Annotated in this window: 22 protein-coding genes; 5 read left to right on the forward strand and 17 right to left on the reverse strand. The window is 58.1% G+C overall.

The window, feature by feature from the left end:
* Positions 1-1,258: diaminopimelate decarboxylase (lysA, locus tag ACTOZL_RS02635; RefSeq protein WP_482476530.1), on the forward strand; the 1,258-nt coding region annotated here is incomplete at its 5' end.
* 78 nt (positions 1,259-1,336) lie between these two features.
* On the opposite strand, the gene ACTOZL_RS02640 is transcribed toward lysA, so the two are convergent.
* The 6 genes from ACTOZL_RS02640 to ACTOZL_RS02665 all read right to left on the reverse strand — a co-directional run bounded on the left by ACTOZL_RS02640 (position 1,337) and on the right by ACTOZL_RS02665 (position 5,408).
* The gene (locus ACTOZL_RS02640; RefSeq protein ID WP_482476531.1) at positions 1,337-1,627 is read right to left on the reverse strand and encodes a type II toxin-antitoxin system YafQ family toxin; all 291 of its coding nucleotides are present in this window, start codon (positions 1,625-1,627) and stop codon (positions 1,337-1,339) included.
* Positions 1,624-1,899, reverse strand: a complete 276-nt coding sequence (locus tag ACTOZL_RS02645; protein WP_482476532.1) for a type II toxin-antitoxin system RelB/DinJ family antitoxin — start codon at positions 1,897-1,899, stop codon at positions 1,624-1,626. The genes ACTOZL_RS02640 and ACTOZL_RS02645 overlap by 4 nt, the downstream gene beginning before the upstream one ends.
* A 139-nt stretch (positions 1,900-2,038) precedes the next feature.
* Positions 2,039-2,299, reverse strand: a complete 261-nt coding sequence (locus ACTOZL_RS02650) for a Txe/YoeB family addiction module toxin (protein ID WP_482476533.1) — start codon at positions 2,297-2,299, stop codon at positions 2,039-2,041.
* A gap of 6 nt (positions 2,300-2,305) precedes the next feature.
* Positions 2,306-2,557: a type II toxin-antitoxin system Phd/YefM family antitoxin gene (locus ACTOZL_RS02655; RefSeq protein WP_482476534.1), complete on the reverse strand. Its 252-nt coding sequence runs from the start codon at positions 2,555-2,557 to the stop codon at positions 2,306-2,308.
* A gap of 132 nt (positions 2,558-2,689) precedes the next feature.
* Positions 2,690-4,027 carry an MATE family efflux transporter gene (locus tag ACTOZL_RS02660; protein ID WP_482476535.1) on the reverse strand — a complete coding sequence of 446 codons (1,338 nt, stop codon included), beginning with the start codon at positions 4,025-4,027 and terminating at the stop codon, positions 2,690-2,692.
* A gap of 40 nt (positions 4,028-4,067) precedes the next feature.
* The gene (locus ACTOZL_RS02665) at positions 4,068-5,408 is read right to left on the reverse strand and encodes an MATE family efflux transporter (RefSeq protein WP_482476536.1); all 1,341 of its coding nucleotides are present in this window, start codon (positions 5,406-5,408) and stop codon (positions 4,068-4,070) included.
* A gap of 145 nt (positions 5,409-5,553) precedes the next feature.
* Between ACTOZL_RS02665 and ACTOZL_RS02670 the strand changes: the two genes are divergently transcribed.
* From ACTOZL_RS02670 to ACTOZL_RS02680, 3 genes are all read left to right on the forward strand, one after another.
* Positions 5,554-6,408, forward strand: coding sequence for a MerR family transcriptional regulator (locus tag ACTOZL_RS02670; RefSeq protein WP_482476537.1), 855 nt, complete (start codon positions 5,554-5,556; stop codon positions 6,406-6,408).
* Positions 6,409-6,555: 147 nt separating this feature from the next.
* Complete coding sequence (locus ACTOZL_RS02675) at positions 6,556-8,172, forward strand: Na+/H+ antiporter NhaC family protein (RefSeq protein WP_482476538.1); 1,617 nt, start codon at positions 6,556-6,558, stop codon at positions 8,170-8,172.
* Between the two features lie 107 nt (positions 8,173-8,279).
* Positions 8,280-8,855 (forward strand): Uma2 family endonuclease, encoded by a 576-nt coding sequence (locus ACTOZL_RS02680; protein WP_482476539.1) that lies wholly within the window; start codon positions 8,280-8,282, stop codon positions 8,853-8,855.
* A 56-nt stretch (positions 8,856-8,911) separates the two neighbouring features.
* On the opposite strand, the gene ACTOZL_RS02685 is transcribed toward ACTOZL_RS02680, so the two are convergent.
* The 7 genes from ACTOZL_RS02685 to ACTOZL_RS02715 all read right to left on the reverse strand — a co-directional run bounded on the left by ACTOZL_RS02685 (position 8,912) and on the right by ACTOZL_RS02715 (position 15,117).
* Positions 8,912-9,493, reverse strand: a complete 582-nt coding sequence (locus ACTOZL_RS02685; protein WP_482476540.1) for a hypothetical protein — start codon at positions 9,491-9,493, stop codon at positions 8,912-8,914.
* 838 nt (positions 9,494-10,331) lie between these two features.
* Positions 10,332-10,670 (reverse strand): type II toxin-antitoxin system PemK/MazF family toxin, encoded by a 339-nt coding sequence (locus tag ACTOZL_RS02690; RefSeq protein ID WP_482476541.1) that lies wholly within the window; start codon positions 10,668-10,670, stop codon positions 10,332-10,334.
* The gene (locus tag ACTOZL_RS02695) at positions 10,664-10,927 is read right to left on the reverse strand and encodes an AbrB/MazE/SpoVT family DNA-binding domain-containing protein (protein WP_482476542.1); all 264 of its coding nucleotides are present in this window, start codon (positions 10,925-10,927) and stop codon (positions 10,664-10,666) included. The genes ACTOZL_RS02690 and ACTOZL_RS02695 overlap by 7 nt, the downstream gene beginning before the upstream one ends.
* Before the next feature lie 84 nt (positions 10,928-11,011).
* A complete protein-coding gene (gene cysS, locus ACTOZL_RS02700) occupies positions 11,012-12,457 on the reverse strand; it encodes a cysteine--tRNA ligase (protein WP_482476543.1) in 1,446 nt (481 codons plus the stop codon).
* Entirely contained in the window at positions 12,444-13,133 is a 690-nt protein-coding gene (cysE, locus tag ACTOZL_RS02705) for a serine O-acetyltransferase (RefSeq protein ID WP_482476544.1), read from the reverse strand. The genes cysS and cysE overlap by 14 nt, the downstream gene beginning before the upstream one ends.
* 398 nt (positions 13,134-13,531) lie before the next feature.
* Positions 13,532-13,831, reverse strand: coding sequence for a hypothetical protein (locus ACTOZL_RS02710; RefSeq protein WP_482476545.1), 300 nt, complete (start codon positions 13,829-13,831; stop codon positions 13,532-13,534).
* Between the two features lie 155 nt (positions 13,832-13,986).
* Entirely contained in the window at positions 13,987-15,117 is a 1,131-nt protein-coding gene (locus ACTOZL_RS02715) for a DUF5022 domain-containing protein (protein WP_482476546.1), read from the reverse strand.
* Between the two features lie 474 nt (positions 15,118-15,591).
* Between ACTOZL_RS02715 and ACTOZL_RS02720 the strand changes: the two genes are divergently transcribed.
* On the forward strand, positions 15,592-16,122 hold the full coding sequence (locus ACTOZL_RS02720; protein ID WP_482476547.1) for a hypothetical protein: 531 nt from the start codon (positions 15,592-15,594) through the stop codon (positions 16,120-16,122).
* Positions 16,123-16,211: 89 nt separating this feature from the next.
* On the opposite strand, the gene ACTOZL_RS02725 is transcribed toward ACTOZL_RS02720, so the two are convergent.
* From ACTOZL_RS02725 to ACTOZL_RS02740, 4 genes are read right to left on the reverse strand one after another with little or no spacing between them, the layout of a single operon-like run.
* A complete protein-coding gene (locus ACTOZL_RS02725) occupies positions 16,212-16,685 on the reverse strand; it encodes a GerMN domain-containing protein (RefSeq protein ID WP_482476548.1) in 474 nt (157 codons plus the stop codon).
* On the reverse strand, positions 16,682-18,118 hold the full coding sequence (locus ACTOZL_RS02730; RefSeq protein ID WP_482476549.1) for a sensor histidine kinase: 1,437 nt from the start codon (positions 18,116-18,118) through the stop codon (positions 16,682-16,684). Before ACTOZL_RS02730 ends, ACTOZL_RS02725 begins: the two co-directional genes overlap by 4 nt.
* A gap of 34 nt (positions 18,119-18,152) precedes the next feature.
* Positions 18,153-18,851: a response regulator transcription factor gene (locus tag ACTOZL_RS02735; protein ID WP_482476550.1), complete on the reverse strand. Its 699-nt coding sequence runs from the start codon at positions 18,849-18,851 to the stop codon at positions 18,153-18,155.
* Positions 18,829-19,272, reverse strand: coding sequence for a ComEA family DNA-binding protein (locus ACTOZL_RS02740; protein WP_482476551.1), 444 nt, complete (start codon positions 19,270-19,272; stop codon positions 18,829-18,831). The genes ACTOZL_RS02735 and ACTOZL_RS02740 overlap by 23 nt, the downstream gene beginning before the upstream one ends.
* Positions 19,273-19,326 lie beyond the last annotated feature (54 nt).

Raw genomic sequence — 19,326 nt, forward strand, 5'->3', positions numbered from 1 at the left:
CCTGACCATTGGGGGCCTGGACGCCACGGCGCTGGCAGAGGAGTTCGGGGCGCCCCTGTATGTCCTGGACGAGGACCGGGTCCGGGCCAACTGCCGCCGCTACACCCAGGCCATGGGGGCGTCTATGCCTGCCGGGTCCCAGCCCCTGTTTGCCGGGAAAGCCCTGTGCTTCAAGGGCCTCTACCCTGTGCTGAAGGAGGAGGGCATGGGGGCAGACGTGGTCTCCCCAGGGGAGATTTACACCGCCCTGGCCGGGGGCTTCCCCCCAGAACAGCTCTACTTCCACGGCAACAATAAGACCGACGAGGACATCCAATACGCCCTGGACCAGGGGGTGGGCCACTTCATCGTGGACAACCCCTTGGAGCTGGCTCAGTTGAACCACTTTGCCGGGGAACGGGGGAAGCGGCAAAAGGTCCTCCTCCGGGTGACCCCGGGGATCGATCCCCACACCCTGCAAGCCATCAACACCGGGCGCATCGACTGCCAGTTTGGCGTCCCCATTGAGACGGGGCAGGCCGCTGCCTTCGTGGCAAAGGCCCTTACCATGGAGCACTTGGAGGTGGAGGGCTTCCACAGCCACATTGGTTCCCAGATTTTCGAGGCAGAGCCCTTCTGCGACGCGGTGGACATCCTGCTGGACTTCGCCCAAGGGCTGCGGGAGACCCTGGGCTTTACCGCCCAGGTGCTGAACCTGGGGGGCGGCTTTGGAGTTCGGTATCAGGAACAGGACCCCCAGGTGGACATCCCCGGCAACATCCGGGCTCTGGCGGAGCATTTGGAGGCGGGATGCAAGGAAAAGGGCTATCCCCTCCCCCGCATCCTCTTGGAGCCGGGACGGAGCATCGTAGCGGACGCCGGGGTTACCCTCTATCGGGTGGGCGGGGTCAAGACCATCGAGGGCTACCGCAGCTATGTGACCGTAAACGGCGGCATGACGGACAACCCCCGCTATGCCCTCTACCAGGCCCCCTACACCGTCCTGCCGGCAGACCGGATGAACGATCCAGCAGACTTCCTCTGCTCCGTGGCGGGGCGCTGCTGTGAGAGCGGGGATTTGATCCAGGAGAACATCCACCTGCCCCAGATGCAGCGGGGGGACCTCCTGGCGGTGCTCACCACAGGGGCCTATAACTTCACCATGGCCTCCAACTACAACCGCCTGTGCCGCCCAGCCCTGGTGATGCTCCGGGACGGGAAGGCTCACCTGGCGGTGCGGCGGCAGACCTTTGAGGATTTGACCGCCTGCGAGCTTTGAACAAATACGATAGAATAAGGCCCGCCCTGGGTGTGTTCCAGGGCGGGCCTTGCGTATGCCATTGCGGAGGCTTGCCGCCTATTCTCCAAAGATATCGCTGTGGGAGCCGGTGCGGGATAGGGTCAATATCAGCACATCGTCCTCAAAACGATAGACCAAAAGCCAGTCGGGAAGAATGTGACATTCCCGGTGGCCTACCCATTTTCCCACCAGGGCATGATCCCGGTGCTTTTCCGCCAAAGTTTCGCCCATGGAAAGGGCTGCAACGATGTCCTCTAACAATCCTACATCCATGTGCCGCTTTATGGCTAACTTGTAATCTTTTTTGAATTGCTTGGTTGTTACAACCGTGTAAACTGTCTTTCTCATGCGCGTAAATCAGCAAACAACTCATCTAAATCAGTATACCTTTTTACAGATGGGTCCGTTGCAATCCGTTCCGCCTCCAACATGGCAGCGATGGTTTCTTTATTGGGCCTAGGCATTTTGACCTCAAAGGGCAAGCCCCCTGTGTGGAGGGATTGGCGCAGGAAAACATTGATGGCAGTGGTCAGGGTCATACCCAGTTGGCCAAAGAGTTCCTCGCATTCCTGTTTGATCTCGCTGTCTATACGGACGCTGAAGGTTGTTGTATTCGCCATAGTAAACACCCCTTTGCATTCGGATTTATTGATATTATATGGCATTTGCAGCACAAAATCAATGCATTTGATGAGAGGAAGGCAAAAATACGCCCATCCCGGCCTCCTTCAAACCGCCCATACAAGGCGGCAGAGGGCGTTATTCATAATGGGTCCACATACGCAAGACCTTTACGATTGCCTCTTCCTCATGCACAGAATAGACAAGCCGATGCTGAATGTTGATGCGGCGGGAATAGAAGCCAGACAAATTCCCCACCAGCTTTTCATAGGGTGGTGGATTTTGGAAGGGGTTTTCAGACATAACGGCAAGCAGCGCCTTTGTCCGCTGTTCAAGCCCCGCTTGCGCAATCAACCGCCGGTCCTTCATGGCCTGTTTTGAGAAAACGATCTGGTACATTGTGCATTACCATGCCTCGTCCGGGTTGTAGGGGGTGCATTCCTCTAGTGGCTCAGCGGCAGCGGCTTTGAGCTTTTCCTCCATACCAGGGATGGAGGAGAGATGCAGGGTTTCTACCATGCTGTTATAGTCTTGTTCGCTGATGATGACCGCGTTTCCATTTTTTGTGGTTACGTTGACGACATCACCATAGCTTACGGCCTGATTCACAAATCCAAACACGTTTTTCCGAAAGGCTGTAATGTTTGTGTTTGTCATGTAGCTCACCTCCAACGGTATTATATGTACAGTATAGCGTACATAAGCATGGCCGTCAAGTTTTTTGAAACAGGGGGGATGCGCTGAATGGGCCGCCTGGATACCCAGACGGCCCACGGACCATTGATTTACTTATCCCTGGCTGGCTGCCAGCACCGGCTGGCGGTGCTCCGCCCGCCGCAGCAGGGCGAAGCCCAGCAGGACACTGAGGACCTCCCCCGCCAGGGCGGCCATCCAGATGCCGCTGCCGCCGGTGAGGGCATTCAGGGCCAGGAGGGCGCCGGGCAGGAGGATGAAGCCCCGGCCCAGGGAGAGCAGCATGGAGGAGGGGCCCCGGCCCAAGGCCGCGAAGTAACCGGCCAGGGCGATGGAGAAGCCCGTCAACAGGTAGGACAGGGCGTACTGCCGCAGGGCAGAGACCGCGTCGTCGTAGAGGACGTTCTCCCCTTCCAGGAGGATGGACACCACCGGCCCTGGGGCCAACTGGCAGATGAGCTCCAAAATGACACCCGTTACCACCACGGTGATGAGGCATTTTCGCAGGAAGTTCCGGCTGGCGGCGTGGTCGTTGTGGCCCTCCGCCAGGCTTACCAAGGGCATCATGCCCTGGGCGATGCCCTGCATCAGGAAGAACACCAGGATGGTGATGTAAGAGATCACCGCGTAGATGGGCAAGCTCTCTTCCCCAAGGGTCGCCACGATGACGTGGTTGTACAGCATGGTCAAAAAGCCCAGGACGAACTCCACGGAGCAGTCCGCCACCCCCAGGGGCAGGCCCTCCACCACCTTTCTCAGGTTCCACTTGAACTTACGGAACCGCAGGTTGGACTTGCCGGAGAGGAAGTAGGCCAGGAAGAAGATCAGGCTGCCGGTATGGGACAGCCCTGTGGCCAGGGCGGAGCCCAGGACTTCCAGGTGCAGGTGGAAAATGAAGATATAGTCCAAGCCGATGTGGATAACAAAGCTGATGGCCATGCCGATCATAGCCAGCTGGGGCCGTCCGTCCACCTTTACCATCACCTCTAGGCAGTAGGAGAGGATGACGCACACAGAGAACAGGCACACCACATGGAGGTATTGGGAGGAGTAGCCGATGGTCAGCTCCCGTGCCCCCAGGAGGTAGGCCAGGGGCTTAGCGAAAATGGACACCGCCACACTGATGACAGCGGAGACAATGAGGATGACCACCACGGTCTGGGTGAACAGCTCTTCCGCCTTTTTCTGGTCCCCCTTCCCCAGGGCGAAGGCACATAGGGTGGAGGTGCCCATGGTCAGCAGCACTGCCAGGCCTGACAGCACGTTGATGAAGGGCAGGGAGAGGTTCACCGCCGCCATGGCTAGGTCGCTGACGCCCTTGGCCACGAAAATCCCGTCGATGATGGTATAGGACGAGAAGATAACCATGGCGGCCATGGAGGGGAGGGCGAAGTGGAAGAAATTCTTCCAGGTGGGATTCAACGCTTTGTTCATATACATACACCTCATTTCATGAATTCACGCGATGGGAGTGCTACGCGGCGGCGGCGGCCGGGGTCTGCCCCAGGGCCTGGGAATTGCGCTTTAAGAGAAGCACCGCCAGCGCCAGGGAAAACAGCTCGCCGACCAGGGCGGCCAGCCAGATACTGACGCTTCCGTTCAGGGCGCTGACCAGAAGCACCGCGCCCGGCAGGAAGACGAAGCCCCGGCCCAGGGACAGCAGCACCGAGCTGCCTGCTTTCCCCAGGGCGGCGAAATAGCCGGCCAGCACGATACTCACGCCGGAGAGAAGGAAGGAAAGGGCATACAGCCGCAGGGCAGAAACCGTCTGGGGGAACAAGGGGCTGCTGCGTTCCAGGAGCAGGGCTGTCAGGGCGCCGGGGGCAAGCTGGCACAGCAGCTCCACCACCAGGCCCAGGCCCAGGGTGAGCAGGAGGCCCTGGCGCAGATGCTGCCGGACAACGGCCTCCTCCCCCCGGCCAGCGCACAGGCTTACGAGGGGCATCAGGCCGTGGGCCACGCCCTGCATGAGCATGGTGACAAGGAGGCTGATATAGGCAATGACCGCGTAGGTGGCCAAGGATGCCTCCCCCAAAAGGGAGGGGATCACATGGTTATACAGCATGGTCAGAAAGCCCAGCATCAGCTCAATGGAGCAGTCCGCCACCCCCAGGGGCAGGATCCGCCCCAGCTCCCCCAGCCGCAGGCGGAAGGGGCAAAACCGCAGGGTGCTCTTTTTGCCCAGGAAACGGCACAGGAAAAAGAGCATGCTGGCCAATTGGGCCAACCCCGTGGCCCAGGCCGCCCCTGCCACGCCCCAGTGCAGGCGCAGGATAAAGAGGTAGTCCAGCCCTACGTTCACCGCAAAGCTGATGGCAACGCCAATGACGGAGAGGTGGGGGGCGCCGTCCACCTTCACCATGTTTTCCAGGCAGTAGGAGAGGATGAAGCACAGAGAGAACAGCCCCACGATGCGCAGGTATTCTGTGGTATACGCCGCGGTCTGGGCCCGCGCCCCCAGCAGATGGGCTAGGGAGGGGGCGAAGAGGGAGACGGCGGCGGTAATCAGCAGGGAGAGGGCCACGATCACTGCCACGGTCTGGCTGAAGAGGGCGGAGGCTTTGTCCCGCTGGCCCTGGCCCAGGGCGAAGGCGCAGCGGGTGGAGGTCCCCATGGAGAGGAGGATGGCAATGCCGGACAGGAGGTTGACGAAGGGGAGGGCAAGGTTCACGCTGGCTAAGGCCAGCTCACCCACACCCTTGGCCACAAAGATTCCGTCCACCAAGGTATAGGAAGAGAACAGGACCATGGCGGAGACGGAGGGGACGACGTAATGCAGCAGGGCTTTCCAGGAGCCCTTGGCAGGGGAAGACATGATAACACCTCATAATACAGTTTGGCCTTGTGCCAGGCCTTGTTTTTTGCTATACTGAGGATAAACCATGGTGTTACCCCAGAGTCAAGGGGGGACTGAAAAATTTTTTCTATTTTTTTCTGCGGGTGTTATGGGGGGATATTCAATGGAAAAGCATCTGTTCAAAACCGCGGCCTTTGCAGCCCTGTGCGGGGTGAAGAAGGACACCCTGCTCCACTACGACCACATTGGCCTCCTGCGCCCCCAGGAGGTGGGGGAAAACGGTTACCGCTATTACTCCGCCCGGCAGCTGGCCACCTTTGATATCATCGCCGCCCTGCGGCGCTTGGGCACGCCCCTGTCGGAAATCCGGGCCTATTTGAACCGCCGCAACCCGGAGGGCTTTTTGGAGCTGCTGCGGCAGAAGGAGGCGGAGCTAGAGGCGGAGCGCGGCCGTCTCCAACGCATGGAGGATTTCTTGGCGGAGACGGTGCGGCAATTGGAGTTGGCCGGGGGGGTGACGCCGGGGGAAATCCGGCTGGAAGTGCTGCCGGAGCGCAGCTTGGCGGTGGTCCCTGCCCCCCGGTTTGAGCAGTTCGAGGAGGCGCAATACCTGCTGCACATCCGGGAGCTGTTGGCCAAGGGGCGCAGCGCGGGGAGTGTCTCCATGAACCCCGGGGACATCATCCTCCGGGAGAGCTTGGAACGGGACCGCTTCATGGAGGACTATTATTACTGCCAGGTCCCGGCGGGGAGCCAGGGCGCCTGGATACAGCCGGCGGGGACCTATGCGGTGCTCTACCACCAGGGCTCCTACCAGTCGGAGTACGAGGCCTGCCGCCGGCTGCGGGACTGGGTCTGGGCCCAGGGCTACACCATGGACGGGGACCTCTACGAGGAGGACTTGGTGAGCCGCTTCTCCACCGATGACCCGGAGGCCTATTTGATCCGCCTGAGCTTGAAAATCCGCACGCCGGAGGGCACGGCAGGCGCTTTGGGGCGGGATGCTGTCGATTCTTGACAAACGGTTGACTTTCCTGTCTTTTTCTGCTACGATGGCGGCATGATAGAGGCGCGGAGCGCTGTTGTGATTCATAGCCCATCGTTTTTTTATGAAGTCATGACAGGGGCTGTCATGACTTCATTTCTATTTAAGAGAGGGAACTGTATGAGAAAGTCGAAACTGCTCAAGGGAGGGCTGCTGGCGGTGTTCCTGCTGGCGGCGTTCCTCCTCCCCCTGACCGCCAACAGCGGGGAGAGTGCCGCCGAGGGCGGCGGGTTCTACGGCACCGCCTGGGCGCTGCTGCCCCCGGTGGTGGCCATTGCCCTGGCCCTGATTACCAAGGAGGTGTACTCCTCCCTCTTCGTAGGGGCCCTGATGGGCGGCCTGCTCTACTCGGCCTACTCCTTTGAGGGCACCGTCCTCCATGTGTTTGAGGACGGCATTGTCAGCGTGCTGGCGGATAGCTACAACATTGGTATCCTGGTGTTCCTGGTGGTCCTGGGGGCCATGGTCTGCCTGATGAACAAGGCCGGGGGCTCCGCCGCCTTTGGCCGCTGGGCGGCCCAGCACATCAAAACCCGGGTGGGGGCCCAGCTGGCCACCGTAGCCCTGGGGGTGCTGATCTTCATCGACGACTATTTCAACTGCCTTACCGTGGGCTCCGTGATGCGTCCGGTGACGGACAAATATAAGCTCTCCCGGGCCAAGCTGGCGTACCTTATCGACGCCACGGCGGCGCCGGTGTGCATCATCGCCCCCATCTCCTCCTGGGCGGCGGCGGTGGCCAGCTACGTGGAGGACGGCAGCGGCCTGACCCTGTTCATCAAGGCCATCCCCTTTAACTTTTACGCCATCCTCACCGTGGTGATGATGGTGGGGATGATCCTCATGAAGGTGGAGCTGAGCCCCATGTCCCGCTTTGAGCACCGGGCCCAGAGCACCGGGGACCTGTTCAACGGCCGCAACCCCTACGCCGGCCCCACAGAAGAAGCGCCGGAGGAAAAGGGCATTGTGCTGGACCTGGTGCTGCCCATTGCGGTGCTGATTGTGGCCTGTGTCATTGGGATGATCTATTCCGGCGACTTCTTTGCAGGGGCCTCCTTTGTGGAAGCCTTTTCCAACTCCGACGCCTCCGTGGGCTTGATGCTGGGCTCGGTGTTCGCCCTGGCCTTCACCATTGTCTACTACTGCCTGCGCCGGGTGATGAGCTTCCGCCAGTCCATGGCCTGTATCCCGGAGGGCTTCCGGGCCATGGTCCCCGCCATCATGATTCTCACCTTCGCCTGGACCCTGAAAGCCATGACCGACTCCCTGGGGGCCGGGGAGTTTGTGGAGTCCGTGGTGAAGAGCTCCGCCGGGGCGTTCCAGGCCTTCCTTCCCGCAGTGGTGTTCCTCATCGGCTGCTTCCTGGCCTTTGCCACCGGCACCAGCTGGGGCACCTTTGGCATCCTCATCCCCATCACCCTGGGGGTGTTCCCCCTGACGGAGCCCTTGGGGGTGGTGTGCGTGTCCGCCTGCATGGCCGGTGCGGTGTGCGGCGACCACTGCTCCCCCATCTCCGACACCACCATCATGGCCTCCGCCGGGGCCCAGTGTGACCACGTGGACCACGTCTCCACCCAACTGCCTTACGCCATCACGGCGGCGGCGGTGAGCTTTGTGTCCTACATCATCGCGGGCTTTGTGCCCAATGCCTTGATTACCCTGCCCATCGCCATTGTGCTGATGCTGCTGGCCTTGGTGGGGATTAAGATGGTGTCCAGTAGGAAGGCGGCAAGCTGAGCGCCTTGCATTCCAGGGCACAGTGGGATATAATAGAGTGACCCCATGTGGGGTATCCTGCTATTGTATCCATACCGCCGCCTGCACGAGAGAAGGAGGTCTGACCTATGGCACCTTTACCCGCCGAGAAACGCTATACCTACGCTGATCTGCTGGACTGGGACACGTCCATTCGCTATGAGCTCTACGATGGCCAGCCAGTGGCCTTGGCTTCCCCCTCCGACCTGCACCAAGAGGTCAGCGGAGAGCTGTTCGTCCAGCTCCACGCCCACTTGCGGGGGAAACGCTGCAAGGTCTACGCCGCCCCCTTCGACGTCCGTCTCTTTGAGGGGCAGGAGGACGGCCCGGAGGATGTGGACACGGTGGTGCAGCCGGACCTGCTGGTGGTGTGCGACCCCAAGAAGGTGGACCGCCGGGGCGTCCATGGGGCCCCGAACCTGGTGGTGGAAATCCTCTCCGAGTCCACCCGCCGCAACGACCGGTGGACAAAGTTTCGGATGTACCAGCAAGCCGGGGTGGGAGAATACTGGATTGTGGACCCAATGGCCCAGGTGGTTTCCGTCCACGTGTTGGAGGAGGGCGCTTACCCCTCCCCGGCGGTGTACAAGCGGGACAGCATCCTCCCGGCTGCGGTCTTGGAGGGCTGCCAGATTGACCTGTCCACAGTGTTCCCCCAGCCCTGACAGAATGGCGCTAAAAAGTTGCAAAAAACCCCCGGACGCTGGCGTCCGGGGGTTTTTCATGGGATACGCAGAGGTGGGAGCTCAATCAGCTTTTTGTGCGCCCAGATGCCTTTTAGCTTCCCCAGGTTGGCGGAGAACACCCAGCGGGTCCGCTGGACGATCATCTCTGCCAGAACGGATTCTTCATCTATTCTTTGGCAAAATTCCATGAACCCAATCCTTTGGGTCGGCTTCGTCGTTTTCAGATAAAGTGCCATTTCCAGCTTATAAAGCACCCGCTCCACCGTATCCTCTAACTCCAGCGCCGACACGATCAGCGGCGGCACAGCGCGGCTCTCTGGTGGGATCAGGTCTGCCCGGGAGGCATAGTCATAGCGGGAGGGAGCCGCCGACAAAACCTGCGCAACCGGGTCCAAATCTGGCCGGCAGATGAGGGGGAAGATATGAAGGGTATTTGCGGCAGCTGCCTTAATATCGCTCCGGTTCTCTGTCAGCTTGAGAAACTCCTCCCAGCTCAGGCTGCGGTCCTCCTCCCAATAGTGGGCAAACAGCGTTTCTTGGAGCCAAAAGGCCACATCCAGCATCAACTCCCGCATCTGCTCATGGGTAAACGGATTCACATAGTCGTTCCCATCCACAACGGGGGCTTTCAGTAGAGCATGTTTGCGGCGGATACGCTGAAGCAGGGTATAACGCGGCCGAGAGTTGGGGAACAGGAAGTGCAGTATCCATAGAGTGCTTGCTCTACAGGGAAGTGCCGTAGTCGCAATATGCTCAAACCGTTTCCATGGGCAATTACGCGTATCCAGTCCAGTGCTGAACCACTTGCAGAAGCCATCTCTGGAACAGGGTACCATAAACACACCAGCACACCTCTCTTTCTTATTCAGTTGTGTGTATGCTCCTCTGTCGGGGGCAGAGCTGGAAGGGCCCTTCCAGCCCCACCCCTGTCTCGACGTCGGAGAAAGCAAGAAAACACCATGCAGGCATATTGCTATGTCCTACACAGTGCCTTTTCAACACATACACACAACTGGTGAGGCGTGGTACCACGCGCCCCAAAGAAAGGAGAAGTCCACAAGCCGGAATTCCAGATCTTTTTAGGACTTGCGGAAATGAGCTTAGCTGTGCTATACTGTATATAAGGTTCGGGATAGAATCCCGTTGTGTAGGCGGGCCTTCGCCTGCGCAGGCTATGGGGAGCGGCTACTCCCCATAGCTGCCGAATATGTTTATCTTGACTTTCCTAAAATAAACGGAATGCTACCTTCCAAAACGGGTATGTATTTCCTGACTTTATTCTAACAGAGTTCTCAGGGCTTGTCAATTGTTTTTGCGCCTTGAAAAAGCCGTCCAGAAATGGACGGCTTTTTTTGTGGCCCTGGGTGAGGGACGGGGGGAAGGGGATGTTTTTGCGGATTTTATAATATATCTGATATCATCGAAAATTCAAGAAGCGGGTTTCTTAAATACAAGTTAGCTTGGTTCAATGAAGCGGATCATCAGCTCTGCCACTTCGGAGGTCAAATCAGCAGGGGCCTTTTCCACAAAGGATGCATTGCGGCTTGCCAAATCCAGCATTCGGGCCTGGTCGCAGAGGATCACCCCGTCTGTTTTGACGGTTCCCCGCAAACGCAGATGGAAGGGGTGCCTCCGGTCTGTGTGGGTAATGGGGCAAACCATGGTAAGGCTGCTGACCCGGTTGAATAGATTGTTGCTCACCACCAGGGCTGGACGGCGGCCTCTCTGCTCATGCCCGGCTTGGGGGTCAAAGTCCATGTAAACGATGTCCCCCTGCTCAAAAATACTTACCATAGTTCCCTGCCTCTTGACGGGCCCCAGTCATATTCACCCTCCGTCAAAGGAGGGATTTCGTCGATGGGTTTCCCATAAAAATCCACCAGGTATTCTTCCAGGGTGCGGTGTTTTGTGGCAGCCTTTTTGATATAAATCCCGTCCTCGGCTTGTGTCAGTTCCACGCGGTCGTTTTCCTGCAAGCCTGTGAGGTCCAGAAGGGCTTTGGGCAAGCGTAAACCTTGGCTATTGCCCCATTTCTGAATCGTTGCATACATGGCAAACACCTCCTAGAAGTAGTATATACAAAGTATAAACAAAACACAAGGGGAGGGGCAAGGGAATTTTTGTCTCGGTGTGGGTTACCCCCGCGCCCACTTCGTCCCCCCAGGCACATCTGTGAGGACAATGCCCTGGGCGGACAGTTCGTCTCGGATGCGGTCGGCTTCGGCGAAGTTCTTGGCCTTCTTGGCCTGGAAGCGTTGGAGGACCAGGGCGTCGATGGCCGGGTCTCCCTCCCCGGTGATGGTGCAGCCGTCTTGGGTGGCGGCGGTGGCCTTGGCGGCTTCCTGGCGCTTGGCCTCGGCCTTCGCCAGGAGGTCCAGGCTCAGGACCTTGTCATAGTCCCCCAGGGCCGCCAGCTTGGTGGCGCCGTTGGTCTTGGCTTTCAGCACGTCATAGACGCAGGTGACTGCCTGGGCGGTGTTCAGGTCATTGTCTAGGGCGGCCTTGAACCGCTCCACCAGGGCGGTTTTCTCCCCTTCGTCCACAGGCCCGTCGTCGGGCTTTAGGGCGGCGATGCGGCCCAGGAGCTTGGCAAAGGTCCCGGCGGCGTTGTCCAGGTTTTCCCAGCTGAACACCAGGGCCTTGCGGTAGTGGCTTTGCAGGCAGAAGAAGCGGTACACCAGGGGGTCATACCCCTTTTCCTCCAAAAGGGTCACGGTCAAAAACTCCCCCTTGGACTTGGACATCTTCCCCCCCTCGGTGTTCAGGTGGTGGACATGGAACCACTGCTTGCACCAGGGGTGGCCCAGGTAGCTCTCGGACTGGGCGATTTCGTTGGTGTGGTGGGGGAAGGCGTTGTCGATGCCGCCGCAGTGGAGGTCCAGGTATTCCCCGTTGAATTTCATGGAGATGCCGGAGCATTCGATGTGCCAGCCGGGGTAGCCGATGCCCCAGGGGGAGTCCCACTTCAGGGCCTGGTCCTCAAACTTGGACTTGGTGAACCAGAGGACGAAGTCGTTGCGGTTGCGCTTGTTGTTGTCCTCCTCCACGCCCTCCCGGACGCCCACGGCCAAGTCTTCCTCGTTGTGCTCGTTGAACACGTAGTAGCGGGACAGCTTGGCGGTGTCAAAGTACACGTTCCCCCCGGCTAGGTAGGCATAGTCTTTTTCAATGAGGGTGGACACGATTTTAATATACTCGTCGATGAGCCCCGTGGCGGGTTGGACCACGTCGGGGGTTTTGATGTTTAGCTTGGCGCAGTCGGCAAAGAAGGCGTCGGTGTAGAACTGGGCGATTTCCAGCACGGACTTGTGCTCCCGCTTGGCCCCGGTGAGCATCTTGTCCTCGCCCTCGTCGGCGTCGCTGGCCAGGTGGCCTACGTCGGTGATGTTCATCACCCGGTTTACGTCGTAGCCGGAGAAGCGCAGGTGCTTTTCCAACACGTCCTCCATGATATAGCTGCGCAGGTTCCCGATGTGGGCGAAGTGGTACACTGTGGGGCCACAGGTGTACATCTCCACGTGGCCGGGGGTGTGGGTCTGGAAGGGCTCCCGCTTATGGGTGGCAGAATTATAGAGCTGCATTCACATCTTCTCCTTTTTCTTCGGTGTCAGAGGGCAAGCCCTCCTGGTATTTTTCATCCAGCAGCCGTTCCACCAGCTCCAGCCGGGAGGAGACGGCGGCCAAGCGCTCCAAAATGGGGTCGCGGACGTTGACCTGGTCTACGCTGTCGGCATAGGCGGTGGCGGCGCCGTGGACCCGCACCACCTGGGCAGGCACGCCCACAGCGGTGCTGTCCGGGGGCACCTCCCGCAGCACCACGGAGCCGGCGGCGATGCGCACGTTGTCCCCCACGGTGAAGGGGCCCAAAATCCGGGCGCCGTTGCCCACCAGGACGTTGTTGCCCAGGGTGGGGTGGCGCTTGCCCTTGTCCTTGCCGGTGCCCCCCAGGGTGACGCCGTGGTAGATGAGGCAGTCGTCCCCGATTTCGGCGGTCTCGCCGATGACGATGCCCATGCCGTGGTCGATGACAAAGCGCCGGCCGATTTTGGCGCCGGGGTGGATTTCAATGCCAGTCCAAAACCGGCTCCACTGGGACACAGCCCGGGCCAGGAAGCGGCAGTTGTGGGTATACAGCCAGTGGGCAATGCGGTGGTTGATGGTGGCGTGGACGCCGGGGTAGAGGAGGAATACCTCCAGCTTGCTCCGGGCGGCGGGGTCGCGGGCCTGATAGGCGGCCAGGGTCTCGATCAAATGCAATGCGGTTCACCTCGAACTAGGTGGGGCGAAAAAACGCCCCCTTCTCCTTTGGGAGAAAGAGGCGATCATAATCGCGGTTCCACTCTTTTTTATCACTTGAAAGGCGGATAACGGGGCCAAACCGGAGGGCATCTGCATCCCTCTCGCTCCCGGGCGCACATTCCCAAAGGGCCTTGCAGGGTGGCTTGCAGCCGGTGGCCACCCCTCTCTGTCCAGGCCATATCTGGTACTCTTCCCGTTCAACGCGAGATGAAATTGTCTTATCCAGTATATTACCATGGGGGGCAGGAGGTGTCAAGTAATTTCCTGCCACTCCTTACGAGCCCCCAGGCCCCCACAAAAACGGCTCCTTTCAACAGGAGCCATTTTTGTGGGGAGTTATCCGTTTGCAGTTTTCTCTACTCTAAATAAAGCTTAGATTTCAAAGGGCTAACATCTAGTAAATCCATCAAATCCCCTTGAAGAGAATCTCCATCTACTATCCTACACTTCAATTTTCCATAGGATTCATAGCTATAACTTGGATTTCCTATTGTAATCCACTTGCTCTGGCCTACATCTTCTAGTAGAATTTCGAATGCGATAGTACGGCTTGCTTGACATTCATTTGCTTTTGCCAAGCTTTTTTGTTCCTTATATCGACGTAAGCAAGTCAGTATCTCTTTCTCATTTTCAGGAGATATGTATAAATTTACCATATCACTATCCACATTTTGCCCATAACAGGGATTATAAAGAAAAGATTTGATATGACTTGTTTCCGTATTTTCCACTAGTGGGCGGGGATATAATAAATAAACTAAAACGATTAGAGTGATAGTCCCTATTATATACCGCAGATGTTTACTACTCATTAACTCTTTCCGTTCAGTATGACAGTAGTACCGTAAATCTTACACCTAAGATAGTCATCCCATCCAGTGCGCGATAATGTCGCTTCATTATCGCTCCAATATTTGGAAAAATGTTCCTTATTTACTATCGGTTTAACAAGCGCAGATTCTCCATTTTTTTTATGGAATTCATAGCAATCTAATCTGTTAACCCAAACTTTATGTGTTACTTTGCCTGGCATATACCCGTTCGTTGTGCCAGTAATATAGCTTTGAGAATCCTTTTCAATTCTATCAAAAATTATGCTTACTGATAAATAGTCTTCTCCCGTACATTCAACTACTTCTCCACGAAGATTTTTATATAGACCATAGATGCTCGTTGCTAATCCTGCTGCTGTTGCTAACTTAGCTACCTTTGAAATTCCACCTAACGCTGAGATTGTGATATCTCTAATTGACGTAGCAATATCCTTTGTTTTTTCTCCCTTTTTCTCTATCCACGGCGAGCGCAGATTAGAATATTTTGTTGAAATATCCCTCATCTTCCATGTATATCCAGTTTTGTCTTTATAAGTATAGTAGCTAGTATTTGTTTCCCCTCTTAAAGGCATTATTTCATTAGTTAAATTTTCACTCGGCACATAAATATCAATTGAAATCTCATCATTTCCCATAGCTACTTGCGATGCAATTACTTCTTCCATTTCAAGAATAGATTTTTGGCTAATATTAAATTTCTCAAAAACTGGTTTATAGTTTTCAATATTATTAGTATTAACTGCTATTTTGTCACTCAGGAGATATGAGTTTTCTGTAGCGCGAACCAAGTATTTACCGTCTGCCGTCTGAAAAATCTCGGAATCACTTGTTGGGACTACAGAAATATACTCTCCCTGTTTTACGTTTGTTGATACATTCGCCATTCTCCTCATCGTAATATTATCTGAATCAATTATTATAAATTCACCATGTCCTACAGATTCCATTATCCAACCGGATTTAATCGGCGTATTAACTATTTGTATTTTATTTTCTTCTTTTACCTCAGCAGATACTTTATCAGATTCTACTGCTACTGCGGCTACAGGAATAATCAAAGTTGAGATGAGTACCAATACTAGGAAAAATGATAAATAACGAGTCTTCATAATAAAACCTCCTTATGAAATCTATATCTTTCGCTTTTGCTGTATCATTTTCTTCATTCGCAACCTCCTTGCCCGCCGCTAAACGGGCATCTCTGAATTAAGGCCTCTATATATACAGAGCACAAAATGGGGTAAAGTGGACATATTTTTTACTTTTTTAATAAAATTCCCCAAAGTGCCCCCTCGCTCCGCATGTGTCTTTTGTTTCCTACCTCGTCAATTTCTTCATTGGCACCCCTCCCCGCCCGCCGCTAAGCGGGTCTCTCAATTGAAGCTTCTATCTATATATTCCTCCAAGCGCCAAAAAGTGGACACATTTTTTGAAAATTCCCGAAAAAATTTTTCCCTCGAACTATAGTGTAAAATCTCTTTTTTGTGGTCCCGGCGGAATTTTGTCCACATTGCCCCCACAGGCTTGACAGCGTCTTGGAGACGTGCTAAAATAAAGATACCAAATTGATAGGAGGAACCGCTATGAGACGTTGGATTGCTTATACTATGGTGGCGCTGTGTCTGCTTTTCTGCGCTGGTTGCGGAACCCAATTGGCGGGTGCGCCCCTACCCCTGGATGAACTGCCCAACAACTACAGCTTGGCGCAGGCCAAGAAGGACGGTTGCGTGGTGTTTGAGGACGGACGGATGGTCTCCGGGCAGGGCGTGTGGGATTCCTTTGTGGAGGCATCGTCCCATGGCAAGGCTGCCGAGGTGCGCCTATGCCGCTACGAGTCCCGGGGGAATGGGATTTACTTCCATGATTTGAGCTATGACGGCGAAGCCTATACCGTCCGTGCCTATGAGAACGGCCGGGACCTGGTGGAGACCTACCCCTATATGATGTACTATGCCGGGCGGGCTGAGGCCGCCAACGCGCAATATTCCTCCTACGTTAGATACGTCATGACCAAGGACAACAGCGTGACCTGGGAGGAGATCGAGGCCGGGCGGATGAGTTCCCAGCCGGAAAAGGACATTGCCCACCATGTGGTGTATGAGGAGTTCCGTTGAGGGTGCTTCCCTCGCCAGATACCCAATTAGAATATTCAAGGGCCGCCGGATTCGGCGGCCCTTTTCCCCCCTCCCGCTGGGAGGTTTTTTTATTCCGTGGCAATCCAGGCATCCGCCGCCGTCAGCCGCTGGTGGTCCCGGTAGGGGATGGGTTCCCCCTCCGCGGTGATGGTCACCGTCTCCACCCCCTCCACCTGGCTCAGGGTCTGGACGATGCTGTAGTCCGCCAAGGTCAGGTCGATGCCGGACAGGCTGGCGTAGCGGCTGGAAAGGTCCACCGTCAGCAGCCCGTTTTCCAGGGTGGTGCCCCGGAGGGTCACGCTGCTGGGGATGGCCCGGCTGAGGTCCTCCCCCTGGGGCCCCTCCAGCAGGAGGGACAACAAGCCCTCCACTGGGTCGTCGCAGTCCTCTGGGAGGCAGCGGGGCTCTGCCACCAGGGCGACCTCTCCCTCCTGGGCCCGGAAATAGAGCTGGTATGCCCCCTCCTGGGCCCGGGGGACCCCGCAGCCCACCAGGGACAGCAGCAACAGCAGCGCTGCCCCGGGGCACAGGTATCGTCTCATGCTTCCCCCTCCTCTTGCGTCCAGGCGGGGAGGGTGGCGGTGAAGCAGGAGCCCTCCCCCAGGGTGGATTGGACCGTCACGTCCCCGTCATACAGCCGTACCGTGTCCAGCACAATGGACAGGCCCAAGCCTGTGCCCCCGGCGGCCCGGGACCGGGCCTTGTCCACCCGGTAAAAACGTTCAAAAATCCGGGGCAAGTCCTCTTCCGGAATGCCGACCCCGCTGTCCGCCACCTCCAACACCACTTGGCCCCCCTGGCAGTGGGTGGACACCAGGACGTGGCCCCCAGGGCTGTTGTACTTGATGGCGTTCTCAATCAGGTTGCGCAGGATTTGGTTTACGTCCTCCTCCCCACAACAGGCTACGCAGTCCGGTTCCAGGGCGGTTTCCAGACGCACCCCCGCCTCCTCCGCCAGGGGGGCCAGGAGGCGGCAGAGCTTCTCCGCCTGGGCGTTCACCGCCACCGGCTCCCGGCCTACAGTCTGCCCCTCGTCCAGGCGGTTCAGGGAGAGGAGGCTCTCGCTGATGTGGATGAGCCGGTCTGCCGCCTGGCCGATGTCCCCCACAAACTCCCGGGTGGTGGCTCGGTCGATGGTCTCATCCTGAAGGATGGAGTCCGTCAATAGGCGGATGGAGGCCAGGGGGGTCTTGAGCTCGTGGGAGGCGTCGGAGACAAAGCGCCGCCGCCGGGCCTCCGTGGCCTGTAGGCGGCCGGTGAGCTGGTTGAACTCCTCCGCCAGCTGCACCAGCTCGTCGTGGCCCTTCATGGTCACCCGGTGGGTATACTCCCCCGCCCGCACCCGGCGGATACCCCCCAGCAGCACCCCCACCCGGCGCGCCAGGAGGTTGGAAAAGGCGGCAAACAGCACCAGCACCGCCAGGCACACCACCAGGGAGATCAGCCGCAGGTTCCCCTGTAGCTGTTGGAGCAGGGCACCCTGGGCGGCGTCCTCGTTGAACAGGCACACCGCCCCCACCACGGTGTTCCGGGTCATCACCGGCAGGGCGGCGCTGCTGGTGAAGCTGCCCCCGTCATAGCGGCCGAAAAAAGCGTTGTTCCCCTCCAAGGCGGAGACCACCGCCCCGGTGAGGGCATAGCGCCCGGCGCTGCTGTCCGCTTGGTCGGAGTCGTAGAGCACCAGCCCCGCCTCGTCGGTAATCAGCAGGCGCTGGACATCCAGCTCGTCCAGGGGCCCGAGGGCCTGTTCCACCGTCTCCGGGGTGAGGCTGTCGGCGGTGGTGAGGCTGTTGGCGATGAGGAGGGCTTGGTTTTCCAGGGCGGTCTGCTGGGAACGGAACATCAGGTTCTGGCTCATCAGCAGGGGATAGGTGTTCATGAGCAGCAGCAGCACCGCGATGAGCAGGGCATAGCCCAGGGTCAGGCGCAGTTGGAGGGAGTTTTTCCAGCTGGACCAGGTCTTGTTTTTTGCCACAGGCTGTCCCTCCTCTCTGGGGTGGGGGAGGCCCTCAGGCGTCCTCCCCCTTCAAATAGTAGCCCACCCCCCACTTGGTACACAGGATGCTGGGCTTGGCGGGGTCCGGCTCGATTTTCTCCCGGAGGCGGCGGATGTGGACGTCCACCGTCCGGTACTCCCCGGTGTAGGCATACCCCCACACCAGGTTCAAAAGCTGCTCCCGGCTGTACACCCGGTCGGGGTTTTTCATCAGCAGCTCCAATAGGTCAAACTCCTTGGCGGTGAGCTCCACAGGCTTGCCGTCATACCAGGTAGTCCGGGCGGCGCTGTCCAGGGTGAGGCTGCCTTGTTTTAGGCGGTCGTCCGCCCCTGCCGGGCTCCGGCGGGGGGCCGCCGCCCGGCGCAGCAGGGCCTTTACCCGGGCCTTCATCTCCAAAATGTTGAAGGGCTTTGTGATGTAGTCGTCTACCCCATATTCAAAGCCCAGGAGCTTGTCCGTGTCCTCCCCCCGGGCGGTGAGCATGATGATGGGGACGCTGGAAAAGGAGCGGATTTCCATGCAGGCGGCCAGGCCGTCCAAGGCCGGCATCATCCAGTCCAAAATAATCAGGTCGTAGTCTGTGCCCCGGGCCATGTCCACCGCCTGGCGGCCGTCATAGCCCACGTCCACCTGGTAGCCCTCGTTTTCCAGGTTGAAGCGGATGCCCTTCACCATGACCTCCTCGTCGTCAACCACCAAAATCCGCGCCATGGCTGCCTCCTCTCTCCCCCAGGGGGGACACTGTGATGTACGCTTGGATGCGTGCGAAAATGCCCGGCCCGATGCCGGGGACCTCTAGCACCCCTTCGGGGGTGGGAAAGCCCCCCTGGGCCTCCCGCCAGGCCACGATATCCGCCGCCCGCTTTTCGCCGATGCCTGGCAGGCGGGACAGGTCCCCTTGGCTGGCGGTGTTCAGGTCCAGGACCTCCCCTTCCAGCATTCCGGGGGCGTCCACTGTCTCCAACTGCCAGGGCTCCGCCCCGGGGAACTGGGGCACCACCACCGTGGGGGAGGCTGGGGCCTGGCTCCAACGGAGGAGACACAGCAGGGCAAACAGGGCGGTGAACAGGAGGACAAGGCAGGCAAAGGGGCTGGGTTTTCGATTTTTCCGCCCCATCCACCATCCGCCCATTGCGTCTTTTGCCTCCCTTTGCTATAATGACAACTAGATTGACCGTTTTTTTGC

Source organism: Evtepia sp., from assembly GCF_056797215.1.

Excerpts from the sequence above, each read along its gene's own strand:
- cysS (WP_482476543.1), bottom strand. The coding sequence starts at position 12,457 with ATGCAGCTCTATAATTCTGCCACCCATAAGCGGGAGCCCTTCCAGACC.
- ACTOZL_RS02695 (WP_482476542.1), bottom strand. The coding sequence starts at position 10,927 with ATGTATGCAACGATTCAGAAATGGGGCAATAGCCAAGGTTTACGCTTG.
- ACTOZL_RS02715 (WP_482476546.1), bottom strand. The coding sequence starts at position 15,117 with ATGAAGACTCGTTATTTATCATTTTTCCTAGTATTGGTACTCATCTCA.
- ACTOZL_RS02640 (WP_482476531.1), bottom strand. The coding sequence starts at position 1,627 with ATGAGAAAGACAGTTTACACGGTTGTAACAACCAAGCAATTCAAAAAA.
- ACTOZL_RS02740 (WP_482476551.1), bottom strand. The coding sequence starts at position 19,272 with ATGGGCGGATGGTGGATGGGGCGGAAAAATCGAAAACCCAGCCCCTTT.
- ACTOZL_RS02675 (WP_482476538.1), top strand. The coding sequence starts at position 6,556 with ATGAGAAAGTCGAAACTGCTCAAGGGAGGGCTGCTGGCGGTGTTCCTG.
- ACTOZL_RS02720 (WP_482476547.1), top strand. The coding sequence starts at position 15,592 with ATGAGACGTTGGATTGCTTATACTATGGTGGCGCTGTGTCTGCTTTTC.
- ACTOZL_RS02660 (WP_482476535.1), bottom strand. The coding sequence starts at position 4,027 with ATGAACAAAGCGTTGAATCCCACCTGGAAGAATTTCTTCCACTTCGCC.
- ACTOZL_RS02690 (WP_482476541.1), bottom strand. The coding sequence starts at position 10,670 with ATGGTAAGTATTTTTGAGCAGGGGGACATCGTTTACATGGACTTTGAC.
- ACTOZL_RS02735 (WP_482476550.1), bottom strand. The coding sequence starts at position 18,851 with ATGGCGCGGATTTTGGTGGTTGACGACGAGGAGGTCATGGTGAAGGGC.
- ACTOZL_RS02650 (WP_482476533.1), bottom strand. The coding sequence starts at position 2,299 with ATGTACCAGATCGTTTTCTCAAAACAGGCCATGAAGGACCGGCGGTTG.
- ACTOZL_RS02725 (WP_482476548.1), bottom strand. The coding sequence starts at position 16,685 with ATGAGACGATACCTGTGCCCCGGGGCAGCGCTGCTGTTGCTGCTGTCC.
- ACTOZL_RS02670 (WP_482476537.1), top strand. The coding sequence starts at position 5,554 with ATGGAAAAGCATCTGTTCAAAACCGCGGCCTTTGCAGCCCTGTGCGGG.
- ACTOZL_RS02665 (WP_482476536.1), bottom strand. The coding sequence starts at position 5,408 with ATGTCTTCCCCTGCCAAGGGCTCCTGGAAAGCCCTGCTGCATTACGTC.
- ACTOZL_RS02645 (WP_482476532.1), bottom strand. The coding sequence starts at position 1,899 with ATGGCGAATACAACAACCTTCAGCGTCCGTATAGACAGCGAGATCAAA.
- ACTOZL_RS02655 (WP_482476534.1), bottom strand. The coding sequence starts at position 2,557 with ATGACAAACACAAACATTACAGCCTTTCGGAAAAACGTGTTTGGATTT.
- ACTOZL_RS02680 (WP_482476539.1), top strand. The coding sequence starts at position 8,280 with ATGGCACCTTTACCCGCCGAGAAACGCTATACCTACGCTGATCTGCTG.
- ACTOZL_RS02710 (WP_482476545.1), bottom strand. The coding sequence starts at position 13,831 with ATGGTAAATTTATACATATCTCCTGAAAATGAGAAAGAGATACTGACT.